General features: G+C 73.3%; 18 protein-coding genes and 1 pseudogene. 5 read left to right on the top strand and 14 right to left on the bottom strand.

The window, feature by feature from the left end; translation table 11 throughout:
* Positions 1-30: 30 nt before the first annotated feature.
* Positions 31-1,176, top strand: coding sequence for an esterase/lipase family protein (locus tag DSM104329_RS04110; RefSeq protein ID WP_259314124.1), 1,146 nt, complete (start codon positions 31-33; stop codon positions 1,174-1,176).
* Here DSM104329_RS04110 and DSM104329_RS04105 read toward each other — a convergent pair.
* The 6 genes and pseudogenes from DSM104329_RS04105 to DSM104329_RS04080 all read right to left on the bottom strand — a co-directional run bounded on the left by DSM104329_RS04105 (position 1,122) and on the right by DSM104329_RS04080 (position 8,749).
* Positions 1,122-1,931 (bottom strand): VOC family protein, encoded by an 810-nt coding sequence (locus tag DSM104329_RS04105; protein ID WP_259314123.1) that lies wholly within the window; start codon positions 1,929-1,931, stop codon positions 1,122-1,124. The genes DSM104329_RS04110 and DSM104329_RS04105 overlap by 55 nt on opposite strands.
* Positions 1,932-1,976: 45 nt before the next feature.
* The gene (locus tag DSM104329_RS04100) at positions 1,977-2,834 is read right to left on the bottom strand and encodes a helix-turn-helix transcriptional regulator (protein ID WP_259314122.1); all 858 of its coding nucleotides are present in this window, start codon (positions 2,832-2,834) and stop codon (positions 1,977-1,979) included.
* Between the two features lie 90 nt (positions 2,835-2,924).
* Entirely contained in the window at positions 2,925-3,731 is an 807-nt protein-coding gene (locus DSM104329_RS04095; RefSeq protein WP_259314121.1) for a family 1 encapsulin nanocompartment shell protein, read from the bottom strand.
* Between the two features lie 86 nt (positions 3,732-3,817).
* Positions 3,818-4,117, bottom strand: a pseudogene (locus DSM104329_RS04090) (ferritin family protein); the annotation flags it as partial.
* A gap of 52 nt (positions 4,118-4,169) precedes the next feature.
* Positions 4,170-6,416, bottom strand: coding sequence for a hypothetical protein (locus DSM104329_RS04085; protein ID WP_259314119.1), 2,247 nt, complete (start codon positions 6,414-6,416; stop codon positions 4,170-4,172).
* 53 nt (positions 6,417-6,469) lie between these two features.
* On the bottom strand, positions 6,470-8,749 hold the full coding sequence (locus tag DSM104329_RS04080) for a xanthine dehydrogenase family protein molybdopterin-binding subunit (protein ID WP_259314118.1): 2,280 nt from the start codon (positions 8,747-8,749) through the stop codon (positions 6,470-6,472).
* A 150-nt stretch (positions 8,750-8,899) separates the two neighbouring features.
* On the opposite strand from DSM104329_RS04080, the gene DSM104329_RS04075 reads away from it, so the two are divergent.
* The 3 genes from DSM104329_RS04075 to DSM104329_RS04065 all read left to right on the top strand — a co-directional run bounded on the left by DSM104329_RS04075 (position 8,900) and on the right by DSM104329_RS04065 (position 12,052).
* A complete protein-coding gene (locus tag DSM104329_RS04075) occupies positions 8,900-9,979 on the top strand; it encodes a phosphotransferase family protein (protein ID WP_259314117.1) in 1,080 nt (359 codons plus the stop codon).
* A 91-nt stretch (positions 9,980-10,070) separates the two neighbouring features.
* A complete protein-coding gene (locus tag DSM104329_RS04070; RefSeq protein WP_259314116.1) occupies positions 10,071-10,856 on the top strand; it encodes an SDR family NAD(P)-dependent oxidoreductase in 786 nt (261 codons plus the stop codon).
* The gene (locus tag DSM104329_RS04065) at positions 10,853-12,052 is read left to right on the top strand and encodes a CaiB/BaiF CoA transferase family protein (RefSeq protein WP_259314115.1); all 1,200 of its coding nucleotides are present in this window, start codon (positions 10,853-10,855) and stop codon (positions 12,050-12,052) included. Before DSM104329_RS04070 ends, DSM104329_RS04065 begins: the two co-directional genes overlap by 4 nt.
* Here DSM104329_RS04065 and DSM104329_RS04060 read toward each other — a convergent pair.
* A complete protein-coding gene (locus tag DSM104329_RS04060) occupies positions 12,001-13,401 on the bottom strand; it encodes an LLM class flavin-dependent oxidoreductase (protein ID WP_259314114.1) in 1,401 nt (466 codons plus the stop codon). The genes DSM104329_RS04065 and DSM104329_RS04060 overlap by 52 nt on opposite strands.
* A 165-nt stretch (positions 13,402-13,566) precedes the next feature.
* Here DSM104329_RS04060 and DSM104329_RS04055 point away from each other — a divergent pair, with 165 nt between their 5' ends.
* Positions 13,567-15,123 carry a class I adenylate-forming enzyme family protein gene (locus tag DSM104329_RS04055; RefSeq protein ID WP_259314113.1) on the top strand — a complete coding sequence of 519 codons (1,557 nt, stop codon included), beginning with the start codon at positions 13,567-13,569 and terminating at the stop codon, positions 15,121-15,123.
* Here the strand turns inward: DSM104329_RS04055 and DSM104329_RS04050 are convergent.
* The 7 genes from DSM104329_RS04050 to DSM104329_RS04020 form a co-directional block, all read right to left on the bottom strand.
* Complete coding sequence (locus tag DSM104329_RS04050) at positions 15,109-16,347, bottom strand: cobalamin-independent methionine synthase II family protein (RefSeq protein WP_259314112.1); 1,239 nt, start codon at positions 16,345-16,347, stop codon at positions 15,109-15,111. The genes DSM104329_RS04055 and DSM104329_RS04050 overlap by 15 nt on opposite strands.
* A gap of 108 nt (positions 16,348-16,455) precedes the next feature.
* A complete protein-coding gene (locus DSM104329_RS04045) occupies positions 16,456-17,430 on the bottom strand; it encodes a helix-turn-helix domain-containing protein (protein WP_259314111.1) in 975 nt (324 codons plus the stop codon).
* A 58-nt stretch (positions 17,431-17,488) separates the two neighbouring features.
* Entirely contained in the window at positions 17,489-18,697 is a 1,209-nt protein-coding gene (locus DSM104329_RS04040) for a cobalamin-independent methionine synthase II family protein (RefSeq protein WP_259314110.1), read from the bottom strand.
* Positions 18,694-19,413 carry an ABC transporter ATP-binding protein gene (locus tag DSM104329_RS04035; RefSeq protein WP_259314109.1) on the bottom strand — a complete coding sequence of 240 codons (720 nt, stop codon included), beginning with the start codon at positions 19,411-19,413 and terminating at the stop codon, positions 18,694-18,696. The genes DSM104329_RS04040 and DSM104329_RS04035 overlap by 4 nt, the downstream gene beginning before the upstream one ends.
* Positions 19,410-20,183 (bottom strand): ABC transporter ATP-binding protein, encoded by a 774-nt coding sequence (locus tag DSM104329_RS04030; RefSeq protein WP_259314108.1) that lies wholly within the window; start codon positions 20,181-20,183, stop codon positions 19,410-19,412. The genes DSM104329_RS04035 and DSM104329_RS04030 overlap by 4 nt, the downstream gene beginning before the upstream one ends.
* The gene (locus DSM104329_RS04025; RefSeq protein ID WP_259314107.1) at positions 20,180-22,156 is read right to left on the bottom strand and encodes an ABC transporter permease; all 1,977 of its coding nucleotides are present in this window, start codon (positions 22,154-22,156) and stop codon (positions 20,180-20,182) included. Before DSM104329_RS04025 ends, DSM104329_RS04030 begins: the two co-directional genes overlap by 4 nt.
* 89 nt (positions 22,157-22,245) lie before the next feature.
* Positions 22,246-23,610: an ABC transporter substrate-binding protein gene (locus DSM104329_RS04020; RefSeq protein WP_259314106.1), complete on the bottom strand. Its 1,365-nt coding sequence runs from the start codon at positions 23,608-23,610 to the stop codon at positions 22,246-22,248.
* Positions 23,611-23,683: the final 73 nt, after the last annotated feature.

The following is a 23,683-nucleotide window of genomic DNA, read 5'->3' as shown; positions in this document are numbered from 1 at the left end:
ACTTGCGCCGATTCGTGTAGGGATCGCACCATGCCCGTGGACTCCGAGACCGCCGCGCTGGCCACGCTCGCCGGCCGCGGACTGGCCGGTGCCGCGCGGCGCGTCGAGGAGGTGCACCAGGCGATCGCCGACCGGTCGTTCCGCTCGCCGGGCGCTCGTCCGGCCCGCGCCATCCACGACGCCGTCGCCGGCGCCGTGTACTCGGGCGTCCGCGGCGGCGCCCATCTGGCCGGCCGCGCCGTGGCCGCCACCGCCGCCGATCGGCGCGTGTCCGGCACGCCGCGCGGCGCGCTCGCCCAGTCCGTGCTCAACGGCTTCCTGGGCGACCAGCTCGAGGAGGAGTGCAGTCCCCTCGCCGTGCCGATGGCGATCCGCCACGACGGCGAGGACGTCGAGCTCACACCGGCCGGCCTGGGCGCGGCGTTCCCGGACGCGACCGGGCGCATCGTCGTGTTCGTCCACGGGCTCTGCGAGGACGAGAACGCGTGGAAGCTGCGTGCGGCGCGCCGCGGCGGCACGTACGCCACGCGCCTGCACGACGACCTCGGCGTCACGCCGGTGTCCGTCCGCTACAACACCGGCCTGCCGATCGCCGAGAACGGCCGCCGCCTCGCCCGCCTCCTCGAGCGCCTCGCTGCGGCGTGGCCGGTGACGGTGGGCCGCGTCGACCTCGTCGGGCACTCGATGGGCGGCCTCGTTGGCCGCGCGGCCTGCCACGCCGGCGCCGCGCGCCCAGACCGCTGGATGAGGGCGCTGCGCACGACGGTGACGCTCGGCACCCCACACCACGGCGCGCCGCTGGAGCAGGCGGTCGACGTGGCGGACCGCCTGCTGCGGCTCGCGCCCGAATCAACGCCGTTCGCGACCGTGCTCGGCCTGCGCAGCTCGGGCATCAAGGACCTGCGCGCCGGCTTCGACGCGCCGCTGCACGACGGCGCGCGCCACTACGCCGTCGCCGCCACGCTGACGCGCGGCGATCGCCACGCCCTCGCGCGGGTGCTCGGCGACACGCTCGTGCTCGTCCCGTCCGCGCACGGCCGCGGGCGCGGCGGCCGGCGGACCGGGTTCGGCGACGACGACGTGCGCCACCTCGGCGGGGCGGATCACCTCGCGCTGCTCAATCACCCGGCGGTGGAGAAGCTGCTCATGGCCTGGCTGGCCGGCGACGAGGCCTGAACCAGCGCCCGGTTGCCGGACGGGTCGGCGAGCTCGCGCGGCTCGCCGTCGCGGTCGACGACCGTGAAGTGGCGCAGCCCGACGGCATCGGCCGGGACGGGCGGGATGCCGACCCCGCGCCAGGTGTTCAGGCCGAGGTGGTGGTGGTAGCCGTCCCACGACAGGAAGGCCGCGCTCGGCATGCGGACCATGAGCTCCAGTCCGAGCGTGTCCTGATAGTGGGCGACGGCCGCCTCGAGGTCGGAGACGTGGAGGTGGACGTGGCCGACGCGGAAGCCGGGGCTCGCGTGGCGCACGGGCTCGTCCTCGGCGACCAGCCCATAGAGCGCCTGGAGGTCGAGCGGCTGCGTGTACATGCCGACCCGCTCGCCGGGACCGGGCGGCGGCCACTGGTCGCGGGGGCGGTCGGCGTAGAGCTCGAGGCCGTTGCCATCGGGGTCGGGCAGGTAGATGGCCTCGCTCACGCCGTGGTCGGAGGCGCCGTCGATCGGCGTGCGGGTGACGACGAGGCGCTGCACGGCGCGGGCGAGCTCCTCGCGCGAGTCGTGCAGCAGGGCGAGGTGGTAGAGCCCGGCATGACGGCCCGCGGGGCGGGCGGCCGGCTCCTCGACGAGCTCGAGCAGGTCGGCGGCGCCCGCGCCGAGCACGGCGCCGGCGTCGGTGCCGCGGTGAACCTGCAGGCCGATGACGTCCTGGTAGAAGGCGACGGAGCGGTCGAGGTTCGTGATGGTCAGTGAAGCGGGTCCGAGGTTCATGACCACATGATCCGCCGCGCGGGCTCGCCAGGGAATGGCACGACCTCACCGATGCATGGACTTTCCGCGCGTGAGGGCGCGGTAGGCCAGCGGAGACTCGCCGAAGCGGCGCTTGAAGGCCCGCGAGAAGTAGAGCTGGTCGCCGTAGCCGACGCGGTGGGCGACCTCGCCGACGGTGCGCTCGGTGTAGCGCAGCAGGCGCGCCGCCTCGAGCATCACGCGGTCGAGGATGAGCTCCTTCGTCCCGTGGCCCGTGACATCGGTGAGCGCGCGCGAGAGGGTGGAGGCCGGCACGCCGAGCGCGTCGGCGTAGTGGCGCGCGTCGTGGTGGGCGGCGAAGTCCGTCTCGAGCAGCCGGGCGAAGCGGCGGTGCAGCTGGACCTCCGCGTCGTCGGCGTCGCGCGCCTCGGTGCGCGTCGCGTCGTACCAGCGCTCGAACCACAGCAGCGCCACGGACACGAGGTGACGCGCGATCTCCGCGCTGCGGGCGTCGGCGGGCCGCTCGAGCTCCGCGCGCAGCATCCCGGCGAGCGTGCGCAGCCGCGCGCCGTCCGCGTCCGTGACCGGGACGACGCGACCGCCGCGCCCGGCGAGCATCCAGCCCGGGGCGCCCTCGAGCACCACCTCGTCGCGGAACCGGATGACGGTCGCGTCGAGCCCGCGGGCCTCCTCGAAGACGTGCACCTGGCCGCGGCCGATCAGCATCACCGTGCCGGGACGGGCCGGCACGCGCTCGCCATCGATGCGGTGGCAGCCCGAGCCCGCCGCCACCCAGATGAGCTCGTGGTAGTCGTGGCGGTGGGGCTCGCGGACCGGCTCGTCCTCGCCCCAGTCGCGCAGCTGCAGCACCGCGACGCCGTCGGCGACGTCGAGCCGATCGACGGTCAGGCCCGTCGACGCCATCGCTCGATCATCCGTGGGGAAGCCTTCCGCCGGTGGCCGCTGGCGAGCAGATCGCTCCGCGGCGGCGGACCGCCACGGAGCGGGCTCCGCTCACATCGTCAGCGCGACCGCGGCCTCCGGCGTCGCCACCCGGAAGCTGAAGCTCTCTTCCAGGTAGAGGTTCACGACGTCGGCGTCGTGCGAGTCGTAGCCGACCGACAGGTCCTGCCCGGACTCGAACAGGAAGTCCCCGCCGCGCAGGCTCACCACCACCGCCCCGCGGACGCCGGGAGCCCACACGAGCGGGCCGCCGAGGATCTTGCGCAGGTGGTCGAGCAGCGGGTAGCCGCCACGCTCGGTGGTCTCGACGACGCCCGTGTAGCAGTCCGGACTCAGAGCGAGGCCGTACGGCCCGGTGATCCCGACGGACAGCAGCATCTCGACGGCGCGCGCGACGTGGGTCGGGTACCGGTCCCAGTCGTCGTCGCCGAGCGGGACGTCCGGGTGCGTCGTCGCCTCCGCGACACCCTGGATCCCCGCGCTCGCGAGGCCGTGGAACACCGCCACGTTCTCCGCGATCGCCAGGTGCTGCACCGCGGCGTCGAGCGCGTCGAGGTCGATGTCCACCGCGCCCCGGTCGCGGTCGCGCAGCTCCGCCCGCGACACGGTGAACGGCGCGCGCAGCTCGACGAGCGGCAGGACGCGCCGCTGGACCGCCTCGACGCCCGCGATCGGCTCGCCGGCGACCGGCACGATCCGTCCCAGGTTCGTCGCCGAGTGCTCCCAGCCGAGCGGGCCGGTGAAGTCGACGAGCTTGCGCGCCGCGAGGTTCGGCGCGAGGCGTTCGCGGGCCTCTGAGTCGATCTCGTCCCACCCGGCTGACGTGATCGGCGCGTGCTCGCGCAGCAGATGGCTCACAACCCCTCCCCTCGCAGGCTGCCGATCCCGAGCGAGCCGTCGCCGGGTCCCTCGCCGCCGCCACCGTCGTCGGGTGCGGACCCGGCCTCGGCATCCTCGCCGTGCGCGACGATGTCGCCGGGCTGGAAGAGCACGCCCTCGGCGATCTGGCGCCACCGGGGCGTCTGGCGCAGGAGGTACTCGAGATCCATCGCGAAGTGCTTGAACTCCTCGCCCTGGGCGTCCTCCATGATCGCGCGCGCGGCCGGGTCAGGCTCGACCGCGAGCCGCTGCGCGTACCAGCCGATCGCCTCGGCCTCCTCGGTCAGCGACGCGCACATGCGGGCGAACGTGCGCGTGGCCGCCGGCAGATCCTCCGGCGGCTCGTGGTACTGGTCGAAGCCCATCGATCACTCCCGGGTCGGTGTTCTGCGGGATCTTCCCACGCTGGGGGCGCGGTCAATCCGTCCGGGTCAGCGTGACCTGGTAGGTGCCGGTGGTGACGTCGTCGTCCAGGCTGCCGGCCGCGACCCCGGGCATCCCGACGCCGGAGCAGCCGTGGTAGGCGAACGGCTGCGTCAGGTCGATGACGTCGTCGCCGAGACGGTCGGCCGGGAGCTCGATCGCGTGGACCGCATCCGCCGTGCAGTCGGCGCTGAAGACGCCGGCGAAGACGCCCGGGCCGACGTGCAGCTGCGCCGGGCGGCCGGACCCGCACGCATACCCGGTGCCCGGCGGGGTCGCGGAGCCCGCCCCGATGAGGACGTCCAGGCGGCCGGTCGTCGTGTACGGCTGTGGCGGGCCGCCCGGCGCCGGCGTGCCGGCGTCCGCGCCCGCGCCGTACGGGACGAACCCGTTCGGCATGCCGTCGCTGAACTGGTCGACCAGCACGCCGGGGCATGAGAAGGCGCCGCCGCGGTCGGTGCCGTCGATCGGGTCGACCGACCCCGACGCGCTGAACGCGTAGAACGGCAGGCCGCTCCGCGGGAACGTGAGCTGCGCCACGCCGTTCACGCGGTCGACGAACACGTCGACGTCCCACGAGCCGGTGAACGACGAGCTCGCCGAGCCGTTGTACGTCAGCTCCTGGCACGCCGGCGGGCCGCCGCTGCAGGCCGGGTCCGGGCGGACGTCGAGCACGTGGCGGCCGTCGCCGACGCTGACCGACAGCGCATAGCGGTAGGTCACGGTGCTGGACGTCGTGAACGTGCGGTCCGCCGCGACCGCCGTGCCCCAAGGCGTGAGCGCGCGCAGGCGGTAGTGATAGGTCGTGTCCGGCGCGAGGCCGGCGAGTGACGCCGAGACGTCGACCGCGCCCTCGCCGCTGCCGATCGTCGAGCCCGCGTCGTCGGGCGCGTACGGACCGGCGGCGCCCGCCACCGATCCGTAGGCCGTGGTCGTCCCGTAGTCGAACACGGCGACCGCCTCGCCGCCGTGCGGGTCGACGGTCCCCTTCAGCAGCGCCGCGGTCGGATCGTCGGTCGCCGCCTCGCCGGTCACCGCGTCCGGCGGCCGCGGCGTGCGGAACGTCGCGTCGTCGCCGGTCGCCGTGCCGAGCTCGTTGCGCGCCGCGATGCGGAAGTGGTAGGTCGTGTCCGCGCTGAGCCCCGTCAGCATCGAGCGGACGCGCTGCTCGAAGTCGGACTCCGCGTCGAGACCGGCCGCCGGCGACGTGAGCGGAGCCGTGGATCCGTACGCGGCCGTCGGGCCGTACTCGAAGAACGCGTCGGTCGCGCGGCGGTGGGGGTTGACGTAGGCGCTGACGTCCGCGGCGGCGGCGTCGGAGCGCACCTGCGCGTCGCCGGTCTCCACGCCGGGGGCACCGGGCGCCGAGCTCGAGGCGTCGCCGCCGCCGGTGTCCTGGCCCGTGTCCTCGCCGGGCCCGGTCGACGGCTCGTCGCCCGGCGCGCGGTCGCCGTCGAGGCTGCCCGCGCCGAACCGCACGCCGAAGCGGCGGCCGAGCTCGCGCTCGATCGTGCGCAGCGCACCGCGGCTCAGCTGCCCGGAGAGCACCGCGCCGCCCACGGCGTCGACGACCGCGTCGCCGAACGTCTCCGGCCCCGTCCTCGTCGCCGACCAGCTGAAGTTCGGCCCGCTGCGCCGGTCGTCGCCCAGCAGCTCGGACAGCCCGCGCTGGAGCCTCGCCGTCAGGTCCGGCTCGCGACAGTGGCCGCCGGCGGTCGTCGTGCTCAGCAGCGCGGCCTGCTGCGTGAGCGACCCGCGCTGCTCGACGACGCTGGCCACGCGCGCCGGAAGGCCGGTGAAGAGCATCGCCTGCGCGTCGCCGGTCGGGTCGGCGCCCGCCGGGCGCCGACGCCAGCAGATCCGCTCCCCCTCGGCCGCCGCGGGCTGGTCGCCGCCCGACCGGGCGTGGGCGAGCGCCACCACGCCGACGTAGGACGCCGTGTTCCCGGCGGGCCGCCGCACGCGTCGGATCGTCCCGACCAGGACGACGTCCTTCGCGAGCCGGCGGCGCCGGATCGGCTCGGCGCCCGCGGTGAGGGGCGCCTTCTCCTTCGGCCCGAGGTCGACGTCCATCCGGAACACGGTGGCGCTGATCCGCCCCGCGTCCGGCACGGCGAAGCCCGTGCGGACCTTCGCGACGGCGGGGGCCGCCGCGGCTGCCGCGACCGCGACGGTTGCGAGCGCGGCCGCGCCCCCGCCCAGCACTCCGGTGACGACCTGCCGCCCGCGCCGGATGCCCATGCGCGCAGCGTAGGCGAGTTCGCCGCGCGCGTGGGCCGTTTGCTTCGGGCGTGCTACACCGGCGTCGCGGCGGCCTCCTGGATCGCGCGCCAGACCCGCTCGCCGTTGGCCGGCATGTCGACCGTCCGCACCCCGAACGGGGCGAGCGCATCGATGACCGCGTTGTGCACGGCGGGCGTCGCGCCGATCGTCCCGGACTCGCCGATGCCCTTGACGCCGAGCGCGTTCATCGGCGTGGGCGTCACCATCTCCACGCGCTCGATCGACGGCAGCTCCGCCGCCGACGGGAACGCGTACGAGACGAACGTCTCCGTGACCGGGTTGCCGTCGGCGTCGTAGGCGACCTCCTCGTACAGCGCCTGCGCGATGCCCGTGAACACTCCGCCGTGCACCTGCCCGTCGGCGACGATCGGGTTGATGATCGTGCCGGCGTCGTCGACCGCGATGTGGCGCAGCATCCGGACCGCGCCCGTCTCCGTGTCGACCTCGACGACCGCGAGGTGCGCGCCGAACGGGAAGGTGGGCGCCGCCGCCTGGAACTCGGTCTCGACCTTGAGGTCGCCGAGGCGCTGCTCCTCGTCGAGCCGCGACGCGAGCTCGCCCCACGTCATGCCGACGTCGGGGCTGCCGGCCACGCCGAACCGCCCGGCGCCCGTGTCGAGCACGACGTCGTCCGGGCTGGCCTCGATGAGGTCGGCGACGATCTCGCGCGCCTTGTCGACGACCTCGCCGGACGCCTTGTCGGCCGCCGCGCCGCCGATCTGCGTCGACTTCGAGCCGTACGTGCCGGTGCCGCGGGCGACCTCGTCGGTGTCGCCCTTGAGCACGGTGATCTTCTCGATCGGGATGCCGAGCCGCTCGGACGCGATCATCGCGAACGTCGTCTCGTGGCCCTGGCCGTGGGAGAACGAGCCGGTGCGCACGATCGCGCCGCCGTCGCCGGTGATCTCGACCGCCCCGAACTCCGCCTCGCCGAGCCCGTTGGTGATCTCCACGTACGTGCTCAGTCCGATGCCGAGCGCCATCGGATCCCCCGCCTCCCGGCGGCGGCGCTGCTCGGCGCGCAGGTCCTCGTAGCCGGCCTTCTCGAGCGCGAGGTCCAGCGCGCCCTCGTAGTCGCCGATGTCGTACGTCGCCCCGGACGCCGTGGTGTACGGGAAGTCCTCGGGCTGGATGAAGTTGACCCGGCGCAGCTCGGCCGGGTCCATCTCGAGGTCCGCGGCGAACGCGTCGATCGCCCGCTCGAGAACCTGCGTCGCTTCGGGGCGCCCCGCGCCGCGCAGCGGCCCGGTCTGCGGCGTGTTCGACACGACCACGGTGATGTCGACGTCGATCTTCGGGATCTTGTAGACGCCGCTGGCCATGAGCGCGGTGAAGCTCGGCAGCATCGTCCCGATGGCCGGGTAGGCGCCGCACTCGGCGAGCGAGCTGAGGCGCAGGGCCTGCACGCGGCCGTCGCGGCCGCCGCCGATCTTGAAGTCGATGCGCTGGGCGCGGCCCTGGTGCATCGCGACGAGATTCTCGCTGCGCGTCTCGACCCAGCGGATCGGCCGGCCGAGCTTGCGCGCCACCGTGGCGGTGATCACGTCCTCGACCGCCAGGCCCTTGCCGCCGAAGCCGCCGCCGACGTCGGGCGCGATCACGCGCACGTTCTCGGCGTCGAGGCCGAGCGCCGTCGCCAGGCCCTCGCGGTCGGCGTGCGGGGTCTGGCTCGACAGCCACACGGTGAGCCGCCCGTCCTCCCACACGGCGGTCGTCGCCCGCGGCTCGAGCGGCGCGACGGCCAGGCGCTGGCTGACCAGCGTCCCCTCCGTGACGACCTCGCAGCCGTCGAAGAGCTCCTCGTCCGTCATCGAGGGCGGCTTGCGCGAGGCGACGTTCGTGCCGAGGTCCTCGAACAGCAGCGTCTCGTCCTTCAGCGCTTCGCGCGCGTCGGTCACCGCCGGCAGCGGGTCGTAGTCGACGTAGACGAGCTCCCCGGCGTCCTCGCCGGCGGCCTTCGTCTCGGTCACCACCACGGCGACGACGTCCCCGGCGAAGCGGACCTTCTCGGAGGCGAGGAACGGCCGCCCCATGCCCGGATCCACGCCGATGAACGGGAGGACCGGGTTGACGCCCATCCCGAGGTCCTCGGCGGTGAAGACCTGGGTGCCGGGCTTCGCGCGCGCCTCCGAGGCGTCGATGCCGGTGATCCGCGCGTGGCCGAGCGGCGAGCGCACGAACGTCAGGTACAGCCCGCCCTCGAACGGGAGGTTGTCGACGTAGCGCCCCTCGCCCCGCAGGAACCGCGGATCCTCCTTGCGGCGCACGTGCTGGCCGATCACGTTCGTCATCGCGTGACTCCTTCGAGCGCCAGGCCCAGCGTCATTCGGTCCTCCTCCGGGGGGTTCTCAGGAACCCATCATCTCCGATCCGGGCCCGCCATGGGGCGACGATCGGGGGGAAGTCGGCGTGCGGCCCTTCTCCGCCGGCGCTCCACGGGGTTGGCTGACCTCATCGCTGTCGCCGACGACCCTCGAGACGCCCCGGCGGCCGGCCGCGACGCGCCGGGTGGCCCGCGCCTGCGCGCCTGGCTCGCGGCGCGCCTGGGCGTGCAGGACGGGGAGCTGCGCCTGACGCCTCTGGCGGCATCCGGGGACTCGAACCTCATGTACGAGGTGTGGGCGGACGACCGTGCGTGGATCCTGCGGATCCCGCCCGCGATCAAGAACGACGCCTCCGCCCACGACGTGCTGCGCGAGCACCGGATGCTCGCGGCGCTGGAGGCGACGGGCGTTCCGCATCCCGCCCCGGTCGCCGCGTGCGCCGATCCGGAGATCCTCGGGCGCCCCTTCTACGTCATGGAGCACGTCGCAGGCTTCAGCCCCTCGGACCCGCTGCCCGGCCCGTGGGCGAGCGATCCGGCGGCGCTGAGCGCGCTCGGCCCCGCCGCCGCCGAGGCGCTGGCCGGCGTCGGCGAGGTGCCGTGGCGGGGGATCGGCCTGGAGGGCTTCGGCCGCCCGGACGGCTTCCTGGAGCGCCAGGTCCCGCGGTGGCTCGCGCAGCTGCAGCGCTACCGCGTCCGCGAGCTCGAGGGCCTCGACGAGGTCGCGCGCTGGCTGACCCAGCACCGGCCGCCGGACCGCGAGCCGGGCATCCTGCACGGCGACTTCCACCTGCGCAACGTCATGTTCTCGGCGCAACCGCCGGCCCGCGTCGTGGCGATCGTCGACTGGGAGATGGCGACGATCGGCGACCCGCTGCTCGACCTCGGCACGCTGCTGGCGACCTGGTCGGAGCCTGGCGAGCCGGTGTTCATGATCGGCGCGGTCACCGACGTGCCCGGGATGGCGACCCGGGCCGAGATCGCCGCCGCCTACGAGCGGCGCAGCGGCCGTCCGGTCGAGCACGTCGACTTCTACATGGCGCTCGCGCTCTTCAAGCTCGTGTGCATCCTGGAGGGCTCCTACGCCCGGCTGCTGGCCGGCGACAGCGAGCACGAGAGCCATCGCCGCTACGAGACCGTGGTGCCGACGATGGCCCGGCGCGCCCATGACATCGTCCGGGGCGCCTTCACCGTCTAGTGGTTCGTCTCGGAACTATCGGGATGAAGTCGGCGGCGCCGCGCCGCATTTCGGGTCGATGGTTGCGGGACGGGCCACCAGGAGGACAGGGATGAGCCGTACGGCAGCCGAGCTGTTCGACCTCAGCGGACGCGTCGCTCTCGTGACCGGGGGCAGCCGCGGCCTCGGTCGCGAGATGGTGCTCGCCTTCGCGCAGGCGGGCGCCGACGTGGTGATCTCCTCGCGCAAGCTCGACGCGTGCGAGGCGGTGGCCGAGGAGGTCCGGGCGCTCGGCCGCGAGGCGCTGCCGGTCGCGGCTCACGCCGGGCGCTGGGACGAGCTCGACGCGCTGGCCGATCGCGCCTACGAGCACTTCGGCCGCGTGGATGTCCTGGTGAACAATGCGGGGATGTCGCCGCTGTTCGAGTCGCTGGACACCCTCGGCGAGGAGCTCTTCGACAAGGTGGTCGCGCTGAACCTCAAGGGGCCGTTCCGGCTGGCGTCGGTGGTGGGCACGCGGATGGCGGCCGGCGACGGCGGGTCGATCATCAACGTGTCGAGCACCGCGTCGCTGCGGCCGCACTGGGCGCTCATGCCCTACGGCGCGGCCAAGGCGGGCCTCAACGCGATGACCGAGGCGTTCGCCGGGGCGTTCGGGCCGACGGTCCGCGTCAACGCGATCGCGCCCGGGACGTTCCTCACCGACGTGTCGCGCGCATGGGACATGGAGACGTTCGCGAAGATCGCCGCCGACTTCCCGCTCGAGCGCGGCGGGCAGCCCGACGAGATCGTCGGCCTCGCGCTGTACCTGGCCAGCGACGCGTCGAGCTACGTGACCGGCGCGACGGTCGTGATCGACGGCGGCGCGATGTGGGGCACGCGGAAGCCGACGGGATGAGCGGGCCCGGGCGACGCGGGGGGCCGCTTCACGGCATACGCGTGGTCGAGCTCGCCGGGATCGGTCCCGGGCCGTTCTGCGCCATGGTCCTCGCCGACCTCGGCGCGGAGGTCGTCCGCGTCGACCGCCCCGCCGACGTCGACGGGCCGCCGGCCACGGGCGCCGACGCGCTGAACCGCAGCCGGCCCTCGATCGCCGTCGACCTCAAGCATCCGCGCGGCGTCGGGATCGTCCTCGATCTCGTCGACCGCGCCGACGCGCTCATCGAGGGGCTGCGCCCGGGGGTCGCCGAGCGCCTTGGCGTCGGCCCCGAGCCGTGCCTGGCCCGCAACCCGGCGCTCGTCTACGGGCGCATGACCGGCTGGGGACAGGACGGCCCGTACGCCCGCATGCCCGGCCACGACATCACGTACATCGCGCTGTCCGGCGCCCTGTCGGCGATCGGGCCGCCGCAGCGGCCCGCCGTGCCGCTGAACCTCGTCGGCGACTTCGGCGGCGGCGGGATGCTGCTCGCCGTCGGCGTGCTGGCCGGCGTCCTGCAGGCCCGGTCCACCGGGATCGGACAGGTCGTCGACGCCGCGATGACCGACGGGTCCGCGCTGCTGATGACCCTCATCCACGGGCTCCACGGCGCCGGCACGTGGACGCTCGAGCGCGAGGCGAACCTGCTCGACGGCGGCGTGCCGTTCTACGCCGTCTACGAGGCCGCCGACGGCCACGTCGCGGTCGGCGGGCTCGAGCCCCAGTTCCACGCGGCGATGCTCGAGCGGATGGGGCTCGACGACGTCGACCCCGCCGCCCAGTTCGACCCCGCCTCGTGGCCGGCGCTGCGCGAGCGCCTCGCGGCCGAGTTCCGCACCCGCACGCGCGCACAGTGGGAGCAGCTCTTCCTCGGCACCGAGGTCTGCGCCGCGCCGGTCCTCGACATGGCCGAGGTCGCCGCGCACCCCCACAACGCCGCGCGCGGCACGTTCCAGGAGGTCGGCGGCGTCATGCAGCCGAGCCCGGCGCCGCGGTTCAGCGAGACGCCGGCCGCGCCGCCGACCCCGCCGCCCCGGCCGGGCGAGCACACGACCGAGGTGCTGGCCCGCTGGGGCGTGGACGACGCGACGGTCGCCGCGCTGCTCGCCGACGGCGCGATCCGTCAGGCGACCGAGGCCTCGGACGCCAGGCGGTCGGCGAGCAGCGGCGCGTAGCTCTGCTCGACGACGGGATGCTCCGGGCCGCCCCCGCACTCGCGGCGCAGCTCGGGCAGGATCTCCTCGGCGAAGAACCAGTACTGCTCCTCGACCTCCTCGTGCGACATGCCCGCTGACTCGAAGCGCAGGTTCAGGCACATGTCGCCGCCGCCGTAGGCGTCCTCGCGGAGCTTGAGGATGCCCTCCAGGACGCGCTGCTTGCTGCCCTGGAAGATCACGTCGCGCTCGCGCAGGAGATCCGGCGTGATCGGGATCGTCGGATCGAACGGCTCGCCCGGATCGCCGAGCACCCCGGAGAACCCGAACGGCGAATAGAAGTCCCACAGCGCCATCTCGCCCTCGCCAGCCTTCTTGAGGTTGCCGACGCTGCCCTCCTGGACGTGGATCACGCGCGAGGCGATGAGCCCGCGGCGCCGCTCCCCGTCCCACCCCGGCTTGAACTCGCCGCGGCCGAGGCGGTCCGGCCAGTCGTGCTTGGCCGCCTCCTCCATGTAGATCCCGATCTTCTCGCGGATCTTCGCCGCCGACTCGTAGAAGAAGTTGCCGTTGACGCCGTTGCGCGCCGCCCACTGGCACGAGCGGTTGCTCGTGATGCCCTCCCACAGCGGCGGGTAGGGCTTCTGCACCGGCTGCGGCAGCACGGACAGCTGCTTCAGCCGCGTGGTGGTCGCGACGACCGGCATGCCGCCCGAGTACAGGTCCGGCGGCCCGATGTCGAGGACGTCCTCGAGGTCCGGGAAGCCCTCACGGCCCAGCTGAGCGATGGTCTGCGAGTGGTTCCACTTCGCCCACGTCGGGGGGACCGAGAAGAACTCCCCGTGGTGCGAGAACGACTGCTCCGTCCACGCCTTCTTGACGATGGTGAACGCCTCGTCGAAGAAGGACCGGTTGCGCTCCTGATCCTGGGTCGTCGAGCCCAGCGACTGCCCGAAGACCTCGGTCTCACGCGGCTGATATCCGCGCCCGAGGCCGCACTCGACCCGACCGCCGCTCAGGACGTCCAGCAGCGCCACCTGCTCCGCCAGGCGCAGCGGGTGATGCCAGGTCACGATGTTCGCCAGCTGACCGAGGCGGATCCGGTTCGTCAGCATCGCCGCCGCGGACTGCACCTGCAGCGGGTTCGGGCTGATCTCCATGCCCTCGATGTTGAAGTGGTGCTCGACCAGCCAGTAGATGTCGTAGCCGAGCTGGTCGGCGAGCACCATGCGGCGGATCGACGCCTTCATCATCTCGGCGGTCGCGGCCTGGACGTCCTTCAGCGTTCCGTCGGTCACGCGGATGCCGTCGGCGCCCTCCTTGAAGGGCAGGTCCAGCGCCCCCGTGTCGAAGATCCCGATCTCGATCACGTCTCTCTCCCCTCGTCGATCCGGCGCCGACCCTGCTCCGGGCCGGTCCGCCGGTCAACGCCGCGCGTCAGAACACCGAAGGGTGGCGGGTCACCCCCTGAACGGCGGGAGTTCGCGCGGGCCGACTCCGGGCGCCCGCGCGCGTTTGCCAGATTCGCCGCGACGATGGACGCCGGCGCCGGCACGGAGGGCCTGGACCTGTCGGGCGCGATGGTGCCCGACCTCATCGGCCACGCCACCCGGCGGTTTCCCGACAAGCCCGCGGTCGACCTCGACGGCACGACGCTGACCTTCGCCGAGGTCTCCGACCGCGCGTCACGCTTCGCCGCGGTCCTGCGCGCCCGCGGGATCGCCCCCGGCCGGCGCGTGGCGACGCTGATGCTCAACGAGCTCGAGTGGCTGGAGATCCGCGTCGGCGCGCAGCGCGCCGGCGTGATCCTCGTCCCGCTCAACTACCGGCTGGCCGAGGCCGAGCTGGCGGCGATGCTCGAGGACTGCGAGCCCGACCTGCTCGTCGCCGGCCCGGAGTTCGCGGAGCTGGGCGCGCGGATGCCGGTGCCCGCCCTGTTGCGCATCGGCGCGCCCGCATCCGAGGGCCCGGAGTCCTACGGCGCGAGCACCGCCGCGGCGACGCCGCTGCCCGCACCGTCGGGCTTCGCGCCCGAGGCGATCTGCCAGATCAGCTACACGAGCGGGACGACCGGGCGCCCGAAGGGCGTGATGCTCTCCAACCGCGCCGTCCATGCCGGGACCATCGCGATGGGCCACGAGCTCGGCGCCCACCCGTACGCCACGTTCCTCGCCGTCACGCCGCTGTTTCACATCGGCTCGCAGGTCGGGACCTCGTGCACCTACCTCGGCGGGACGCTCGTGCAGAGCCGGCGCTTCGACCCGGCCGAGTTCGTCGAGACGCTCGGGCGCACCCGCGCGACGCACTGCCAGCTCGTGCCGGCGATGGCCCAGATGGTGCTCGACCGCTGGGACGAGCGGGCCGGCGGCTCGCTGCAGCGCATCCTCTACGGCGCGGCCCCGATGGCGCCGGCACTGCTGCGCGAGGCGCTGGCCACCTGGGGCTGCGAGTTCGTCAACGGCTACGGCAGCACCGAGTCGACCGGCATCTCGGCGCTCGCCCCGCACGAGCACGATCCCGACCGGCTGCCGCATCTGCTCGGATCGGTGGGGCGCAGCTTCGCGCTCAGCGTCCCGCGCCTCGTCGACGAGGAGGACCGCGACGTCGGCCCCGGCGAGATCGGCGAGGTGCTGGCGCGCAGCCCGGCGATGATGAGCGGCTACTGGCGCAACCCGGACGCGACCGCGGAGGCGCTGCGCGGCGGCTTCATGCACACGGGCGACCTCGGCTACCGCGACGAGCAGGGCTACCTGTACCTCGTCGACCGGCGCAACGACAAGATCGTCACGGGCGGCGAGAACGTCTTCCCCAGCGAGGTCGAGCACGTCATCGGCGAGCACCCGGCGGTGCGCGAGGCGGGCGTGATCGGCGTGCCGGACCGCACGTGGGGCGAGGCGGTCGCGGCCGTGGTCGTCGTCGGAGACGACGGCGCCGTGTCCGCCGACGAGCTCGCCGCGCACTGCCGCGCCCGGCTCGCCGGCTACAAGGTCCCCAAGCAGATCCGGTTCGTCAGCGGCGAGCTCCCGCGCACGCCGACCGGCAAGCTGCTGCGGCGCGAGCTGCGCCGCACATGGCCGTCAGACGGCGGCTGACCCGCGCGCGCCCGCCCACAGCTGCCCGGTCGCGATGCGCGCGCCCTCCGCGAGCGCCTCGAGCTTGGCCCACTGGATCTCCGGGTGCGTGCGCTGCAGGAACGCGCCCTGCGCGAAGCCGCAGTCGGTGCCGCCGATGACGTTCTCGCGGCCGACGAGCCCGGCCAGCCGCTTGAGCCGCTCGGCGATGAGCTCGGGATGCTCGACCACGTTCGTGTGGTGGGTCACCACGCCGGGGATGAGCTTCTTGCCCTCGGGCAGCGCGACGTCCTCCCAGATGCGCCACTCGTGCTCGTGGCGCGGGTTGGCCTGCTCGATCGCGTACGCGCCCGCCTTCACGCGCAGGACGAGGTCGACGACGTCGCGCAGCGGCGGGTCGTAGGCGTGCGGGCCGTGCCAGCTGCCCCAGCAGACGTGGTAGCGGACCCGGTCCTCGGGCAGGCCCGTGAGCGCGTGGTTGAGCGCGTCGACGCGCAGCTCGGCCCAGCGCCGGTAGTCCTCGAACGAGCCGCCGAGCGAGAGGATCGAGTCGCACTCGTGCATGAGCACGGCGTCGTCGACCTGCAGCATGAAGCCGGAGTCGACGATCGCCCGGTACTCGACCGCCATCGCGTCGGCGAGCGCGAAGACGAACTCCTCGTCGGTGGCGTAGTGCTCGTTGCGCAGCCAGTAGGCGCTGGCGGGCGCGACCGCCGGCAGGAACGCGTCCTGGACCTCGAGCCCCTCGAGCGCGCCGCGCAGGTTGGCGATGTCGCGCTGCAGCGCGGTCTCGTCGTAGGAGAGCGGCCCGGTGCAGACCCAGACCTTGCCCTCCGGCTCGCCCGCCTCGTCCTCGATGACGTCGGCCGCGCCCGCGGCGCCCAGGCTCTCGCGGTTGGCCTTGTCGAACTGGGCGTCGTGCTCGGCGTAGAAGCCGGGGAACGCCTGGCGGTCGCGGCTCGGCGGCAGGATGCTCGTGCTCTCCAGCGGAACCATCCGCGACTCGAGCCCCCTGAGGCGCTCGTAGAGGTACGTGATCCAGGTCGACTTGCCCATCTCGCCGTCGCTGACGACGTCGACGCCCGCCTCGACCTGGCGGCGCACCACGTGGTCGACCGCGGCGCGCAGGGTCCGCTCGTACTCGGCCTGGTCGAAGGGCTCGCCCAGCTCCATCTTGCCGAGGAACGCCAGCAGGTCGGGGGGCCGGATCAGGCTCCCGGTGTGGGTCGTCAGGATGCGGTCCATGTTCACTCCTCGGTCGGCCGCCGCAACGTCCTCGAACGTAGACGCGGGCGCCTCGCGTCGCTTGCCGCTCTGCGTACAAGCGCTTGCCTGACCGCACCCCGCGGGGGCCTACGACGGCGCGCGGAACGTCGCGCGGAAGTCGCGCGGGGAGACGCCGTACGTGGCACGGAACGCGCGGCTGAAGTGCGGCGCGCTGACGAACCCCCAGCGCAGGGCGATCTCGAAGATCGATTCGCCGTCCATCGCCGGGTCGAGCAGGTCGCGCCGGCAGCGGTCCAGCCGCTTGGCCTTGATGGACTCCCACACGCTCGTGCCCTCGGCGGCGAACAGCTTGTCGAGGTAGCTGCGCGAGATGTAGTGGCGGCGGGCGATGGCCTCCGGCGACAACGCCGGGTCGGTGAGGTTCGCGTCGATGAACGCCTTGATCTGGGTGCGCAGCATGTCCGCCGTGCTGACCTGGGCGCCCACCGTCGACGGCCGCAGGTAGATCGTGCGGACGAGGTCGACGACGCTCTCGGCGACCTGCGGGTCGTTCTCGGCGAGGGTGCCGTCCTCGAGGCCCGCCTGCAGCTCGACGAAATAGTGGCGCACCAGCTTGCCCATGCCGGCCTCGCCGTCGATGCATTGGGCGGTGCGCCGGCAGACGCGGTCGACGTGCGCGCCCATCAGCAGCGACGGCACTTCGACGATCACGCCGTCGAACGAGGTCAGCGACTCGATCTCGAACGGCGCCGACGACTGCCAGCTGATGAGCTCGTTCGGGCCCGCGACGTCCGAGCGGTCCTCCTGCGCGACCGCGCAGCGCCCGCGCGTGAGCACCATGCAGTGGATGAGCTCGGGGTCGTCGGCGCGGATCAGCGGCAGGGTGCGCCGCACGAGCGACGCGTCGGACCACATGCGGTAGAGCGTCACCGGACCGAGCTCGTAGCGCAGGAGGCGGGCGGCGAACGGCGGGTCGGCGCGGCGCTGGCGCTCGTCGCGCAGCTCGACGGCGATGGGCTCGAAGACCTGCAGCGAAGCCTCGGTCCACAGGTCGAAGCGCTCGCGTGGCGGCGCGGTCTCCGTGTCGACGACGACGGCCAAACCCGACCCCTCTCTCTCGTGGGTGGATGCTATCGCGACGCAGAGCGACAGCGGCCGGTCACAGCCTCACCGCGGTGAGCATCCGCGATGCCAGCGCGGCGCCTTCGGCCAGCGCGCGCAGCTTCGCCCACTGGATCGTCGGGTGCGTGCGCCGCAGGTACGGACCCTGGGCGAAGCCGCAGTCGGTCGAGGCCTCGACGTTCTCCGGGCCGACGAGCTGGGCGATCCGCGCCAGGCGTTCCGCGACGAGCTCCGGGTGCTCGACGACGTTCGTCGCGTGCGAGATGACCCCCGGCGCGATGCGCCTGCCCTCCGGCAGTGCGACGTCCTCCCACACGCGCCACTCGTGCTCGTGGCGCGGGTTGGCCGCCTCGAACAGGTACGTGCCGGCGTTCACTGAGAACATGAGGTCCAGCACGTCGCGCAGCGGGATGTCGTTCGTGTGCGGCCCGTTCCAGCTGCCCCAGCAGACGTGGTAGCGCACGCGCTCGGGCGGGATGCCTTCCAGCGCGTGGTTGAGCGCCGCGATCCGCGGCCGCGCCCAGGCGTGATGGTCGGCGAGCGTTCCCGGCGGGACGAGCACGTCGTACATGAACGGGATGAACGCGTCGTCGACCTGGAGCATCAGGCCCGCGTCGACGATCGCCCGGTACTCCTCGCGCAGCGCCTCGGCGATCCCCATCAGCGCCGCCTGCTCGCCCCCGTAGTGCTCGTCGATGAGGACGGGAAAGCAGCTCGCGGGCGCGACGGCCGGCAGGAATCCGTCCTCCACGCCGGCCGCGTCCATCGCCGCCGAGAGGTTGGCGATGTCGCGGGCGATCGCGGCGTGGCCCGTGTAGCGGACCGGCCCCGTGCACGCCCAGATGCCGCCCGGCTCCTCGTAGTCGCCCTGCTCCCTGGCGAAGTACTCGGCGTAGAAGTCGGGGAAGCGCGCCCAGTCGGTGGGGATCGTCGGGTCGTCGCAGCGGAAGCGCTCCTCGCGGCGCATGCTCGTCGCGGGCGCCGGACGGATCTCGAAGCCCTCGAGGCGGCGGTACACGTAGTGGTTCCAGGACGACTTGCCGAACTCGCCGTCGCTGACGATGTCGATCCCGGCGTCGCGCTGGCGGCGGACGACCTCGTGCACGCTGTCGCGCAGGCAGGACGCGTAGGCGTCCTCGTCGCCGGGCCGCCCCGCGTCGATGCGGCGCATGTGCGCGACGAGCTCGTCCGGCCGGACGAGGCTGCCGACGTGCGTGCACGGGATGCGGATCGTCGGCCGGCTCACGCCGCCTCGCCGTGCTCGCCGAAGTAGCTCGCCATCAGCAGCTCGTGGTTGGACCGCAGCGCCGCCGCGTCGTCGTGGAGCACGACGCGCCCGTGCGAGAGGACGTAGCCGCGGTCGGCGACGGTCAGCGCGAGCTGGACGTGCTGCTCGACCAGCAGGACCCCGCACCCGCTGTCGTCCGCGTACCGGCGCACGACGGGCAGGAGGCGTTCGACGATGAGCGGGGCGAGCCCGAGGCTGAGCTCGTCGAGCAGCAGCAGGCGCGGGTGACGGGCCAGGGCGCGCGCGACCGCGAGCATCTGCTGCTCGCCACCCGACAGCAGCCCGCAGCGGCGGTCCTGCAGCTCGGCCAGCGCCGGGAAGTAGCGGTACGCGGCGTCGCTGTCGAGGCGCTCGCCGCGGTGGCCGAGGCGGAAGTGCTCGGCGACGGTCAGCCCGAAGAAGACCCCGCGCGACTCGGGAACGTGGGCGATGCCCATGCGCGCGCGCCCGCTGATCGAGACCTTGCGCAGATCCTGACCGTCGACGGTGAGGCGCCCGTCCAGCGGACGGACGATGCCCGAGATGGCGCGCAGCGTCGTCGTCTTGCCGGCTCCGTTGGCGCCGAGCAGCGCGATCACCTCGCCGCGACCGACGGTGAGGTCCAGATCGCGCACCACCGGCGCCCCTTCGTAGCCGGCGGCCAGCCGTTCGATCGACAGCACCGCCTCGGTCATGCGGGCTCTCCCTCGTCGCTCCGCTCGCCGGCGCCGCTGCCCAGGTAGGCGGCCACGACCCCCGGGTCGCGGCGCACCTCGTCCGGCGGCCCGGCGGCGATCAGCCTGCCGAACTCGAGCACGAAGATGTGGTCGCAGATCCCGAGCACGAGCCCCATGTCGTGGTCGATGAGCAGCATCGAGCGGCCCTGGTCGGCCATCGCGCGCAGCCGGCGGCCCAGGTCCGCGCTCTCGGTCGTGTCGAGCCCCGCCGCCGGCTCGTCGAGGCACAGGATGCGCGGCCCCATGGCGATCCCGCGGGCCACGCCGACGAGCTTGCGCTGCCCCTGCGACAGGTCGGTCGGCATCGCGTCCGCGGCCCATTCGAGGTCGACCGTCTCAAGCGCCTCGTCGACCGGCGGCGCGCTCTCCGGGGAGGACCGGAACAGCTCCCGCACCACCGTCCAGGCGCTCGGGCGGCGCGCCGCGACGTTGAGGTTCTCGCGCACGGTGAGATCGTCGAACAGCTCGCTGGCCTGCCAGGTGCGCGCGAGGCCGAGGCGCGCCCGCTCGTGTGGCGAGCGGCCGGTGAGCGAGCGGCCGTCGAGCTCGATCCGCCCGCTGCAGCGGACGAAGCCGCAGATCGCGTCGACGAAGGTCGTCTTGCCGGCACCGTTGGGGCCGATCAGCCCGACGAGCCGGCCCTCGCCGACGGTCAGCGCGACGTCGCTGAGCGCATGCACGCCGCCGAAGCGCACCGACAGGCCCGCGGTCTCCAGCACCGCGCTCATCGCTCCACCTGCGCTTCGGGCCGGACGCGGCCGGGCGCATCGGCTCGGGTCGGCCGGCGCCGCCGGTGCAGCCACTTGTAGAAGGCCCCGGCGACGCCCTCGGGATGCTGGATCAGCGTGAAGATCAGGATCACGCCGCCGAACAGCAGGAACCAGTTGCCGTTGATCCCCAGCCACTTGTCCATGGCGTGCGGGACGATCGCCTCGGTCGAGATCAGCCCGGCGAACACGGCGCCGGACACCAGCGTGATCCCGCCCGCGTAGGCGAACGCGATGAGCGCGAGCGCGGTCAGCGCCCCGAACCGCTCCGCGCTGACCGACCCGAAGTTGTAGGCGTACAGCGCCCCCGCGATCCCGGCGATGCCGGCGCTGATCGAGAATGCGACGAGCTTGACGGTCCGCACGTCCACGGCGGCGGCCGATGCGGCGCGCTCGTTGGATCGCACCGCCAGCATCCGCTGGCCGAAGTCCCCCCGCCGCAGCGACGCGACGAACAGGCACAGGGCGACGGTCACCGCCAGCACGACCCAGCCGAACACCGGGCTGGGCAGCCCGCCGTCGAGCCCGTGGAACGCCGAGCGCGGACCCAGGTCGAGGCCGAACAGGTGCGGCTCGGGCACCGGCGAGCCCGTGTCACCGCCGCCCCACGTCGAGTTGATGAAGCCGAAGTTGACGATCGCCACCGCGGCACCGAGCGTGACCACCGCGAGCGCCACGCCGCGCACGCGCAGCGCCGAGACGGCCGTCAGCACGCCGAGCAGCACCGCCAGCCCGGCGCCCGCCAGCGGCGCCAGCGGGAAGCCGATGCCGGCGTCGACCGCGAGGTGCGACACCGTGAAGCCGGAGACCCCGGCGAGGCTCAGCTGGACGACGGATATCTGGCCGACGAACCCCGTGATGACCACGAGGGACAGCGCCATCACGATCCCGATGAGTGTGTTGATCAGCGCTTGGCGGAAGTCGAACGGCAGCACGACGAACGCCGCCGCGCACACGATCGACGCGGTGACCGCCGGCGCCGCCAGCCGTTCGGGCCGCGGCACGAACGGCAGCCGCTGCTCGATGAGCTCGCCGCGGCCCGGCAGCGACGCGCCGCGCAGGAACATCGCCGTGATGATGATCAGAAAGGCGATGAGCTCCTTCACGCCCGGGAGCGGCACGCCGTTGTCGGTCGGGTACCAGCTCTGGTTCGAGAAGTAGTCGAGCAGCGAGTTGATGATCCCGATGCCGAAGCCGGCGGCGGCCGCGATCGCGAACGAGGTCAGCCGCGCGAGCAGCGCGGCGGCGAGCGCGGGGACGACCTGGAGCGGCAGCGAGATCGAGTCCAGCTGGGTGATCGACGCGGCGAGGACGCCGATGGACCCCGCCACGACGCTCGCCAGCAGCGTGTTCACCATCGACAGGCGGTTCGCCGACAAGCCGGCGAGGAGGGCGAAGACCTCGTTCTCGGACGCGGCGCGGGTGGCCAGGCCGAACCGGCTCCAGCGGTAGACGGCGGCGAGCAGGATCGTCACGGCGACGACGATGCCGGCGAGGATGAAGCGGTCGACCGGCACCGTCGTGCCGAAGACCGTGACGACGCCGCTGGGCAGGATCGGCGGCTGCGGCTTCTGGGTGGTGCCGAACGCGAGGAGCATCGACGCCTGGGCGATGAGCAGCACGCCCAGCGAGGAGACGAGCTTCGCCAGCGGCGAGGCGTTGCGCAACGGGCGGAACGCGATGAGCTCCATCGCGGCGCCGATGAGCAGCGTGTAGACGAACGTCAGGACGAGCGCCGGCGTGGTCGACATCCCGGAGCCGACCGCACCGGTCTTCAGCGCCCAGTAGCAGTACCCCGACAGCATCGCGATGCTGCCGGTGGCCAGGTTGATGATCCCGGAGCCCCGGTACGTGAGCACCACCGCCAGCGCGATGCCGGCGATGAGCGCCCCCGAACCGAGGCCCAGCAGGACGAACAGCAGGAGCTGCTGCATCTAGTGTGATCCCACGGGGGCCCGCCTCCCGCCGGCAGACGCTGCAAACCCACCTTGGATGCCGCGGGCCGGCGTCGGCACCCCTAGCATCAGCTGGGCGGCCGTGACCACGGCGCCGCCTTCTTGAAGTCGTTCTTCCCGTTGTACGTGAAGAACTGGGTCTGGTCGTTGCAGATCGCCGGGGCCTTCGGGTCCTTGCCGCACTGCAGCGACGGGGCGCCCAGCGCCACGGGGCCCTTGAACGAATGCGCGGCGTCCACGATCGCGGCCGTCGTCGCCTTGTCCGGCCCCACCTGGTTGAGGATCTTCGCCGCCGTGAGCATGGTCCCGAACGAGACGATGACCCACGGGTCCGGCGCCGTCTTGACCTTGTACTTCTCCGTCAGCGCCATGTACGGCTTCATGCCGGGGTCCGTCGGGTCGCCGTACAGCGAGCTGGCGATCGCGTACGTCCAGATCGGATAGTCGCCGCCGAGGCCCTCGGACACCGTCGGGTTCAGGCACAGCGGGGCGGACACGATCTTCTTGTTGTCCGTGATGCCGAGCTGCTTGAGCGCCTTGGCCTGGTTGACGCAGCCGGAGGCATCGCTGTACGGGATGACGATGTCGGCGTTCTGCGCCCCCGCGGCCGTCAGCGGTCCGATGAGGTCGGTCTGGCCCTGCGAGTAGCCGACCCGCTTGACCGTGATGCCGGCGTCCTGCAGCCCCTTCTGCAGCGCCGCGGCGCCGTCGGTGATGCCGGAGATGTTCGGGTAGACCAGCGCGGCGGTCTTCGCCCCGAGGACGTCGCGCGCATAGGTGCCGAACGGCCCGAGCACGTGGGTCGCGTCGCCGAACAGGACGGTCGCGTTCTTCTGCGCGCCGTCCACCGGCGTGACCGCGACGCCGGTGATCACCGGCTTGTCGATCGACGAGTAGAACGCCTGGATCCCGATCGCCACGCCGCCCATCACGACGAGCTTCACGTCCGGATCGTTGCCGAGCTTCTGGGCGCAGCTCGTGCCCTCCTCCTCGGCGCTCTTGATGAAGCACTTCTTCAGCTTGAGCGGGTGCCCGTCGATGCCGCCGTACATGTCGTTGACGGCCTGGACGGCGAGGTCCGCGCCGTCGGTCGCGGCGGCGCCGATCGTCTGCTGCCCGCCCTCCTGGTTGACCCAGCCGACGTACACCGGCGACTTGCCCGCGTCCGCCTTGCCGCTGCCGCCGACGTAGGCGGCGTAGTCGGTGACCGACTGCGAGCTGCCGCCCGCTGCCGGCGTCGTGCTCGCCGGCGCCTCGGCCGTCGTCGGCGCCGCGGTGGATGCGGCGGTGCTCGCCGCGCTCGTCGACGCACCCGTCGCCGGCGACGTGGACGAGTCGTTGCTGCCGCAGCCGGCGACGACGCCCAGCGCGCCGGCCGCCAGCAGGGCCGCGATGGCGGGCCGCGGGCGGACCGCCGGAATGCTCCGTGCCAAGCGCCTCATGATCCTCCGTCCTCCTCCGAGCCCTTCGGCGCGCGCCAGCGCCTCCGCCGCGGCCCCGACCCGG

It is taken from the genome of Capillimicrobium parvum, assembly GCF_021172045.1.
Taxonomy (GTDB): domain Bacteria; phylum Actinomycetota; class Thermoleophilia; order Solirubrobacterales; family Solirubrobacteraceae; genus Capillimicrobium; species Capillimicrobium parvum.
Note: the sequence above shows the minus strand (reverse complement) of the source record. Positions and strands in the feature narration are given on the sequence as shown.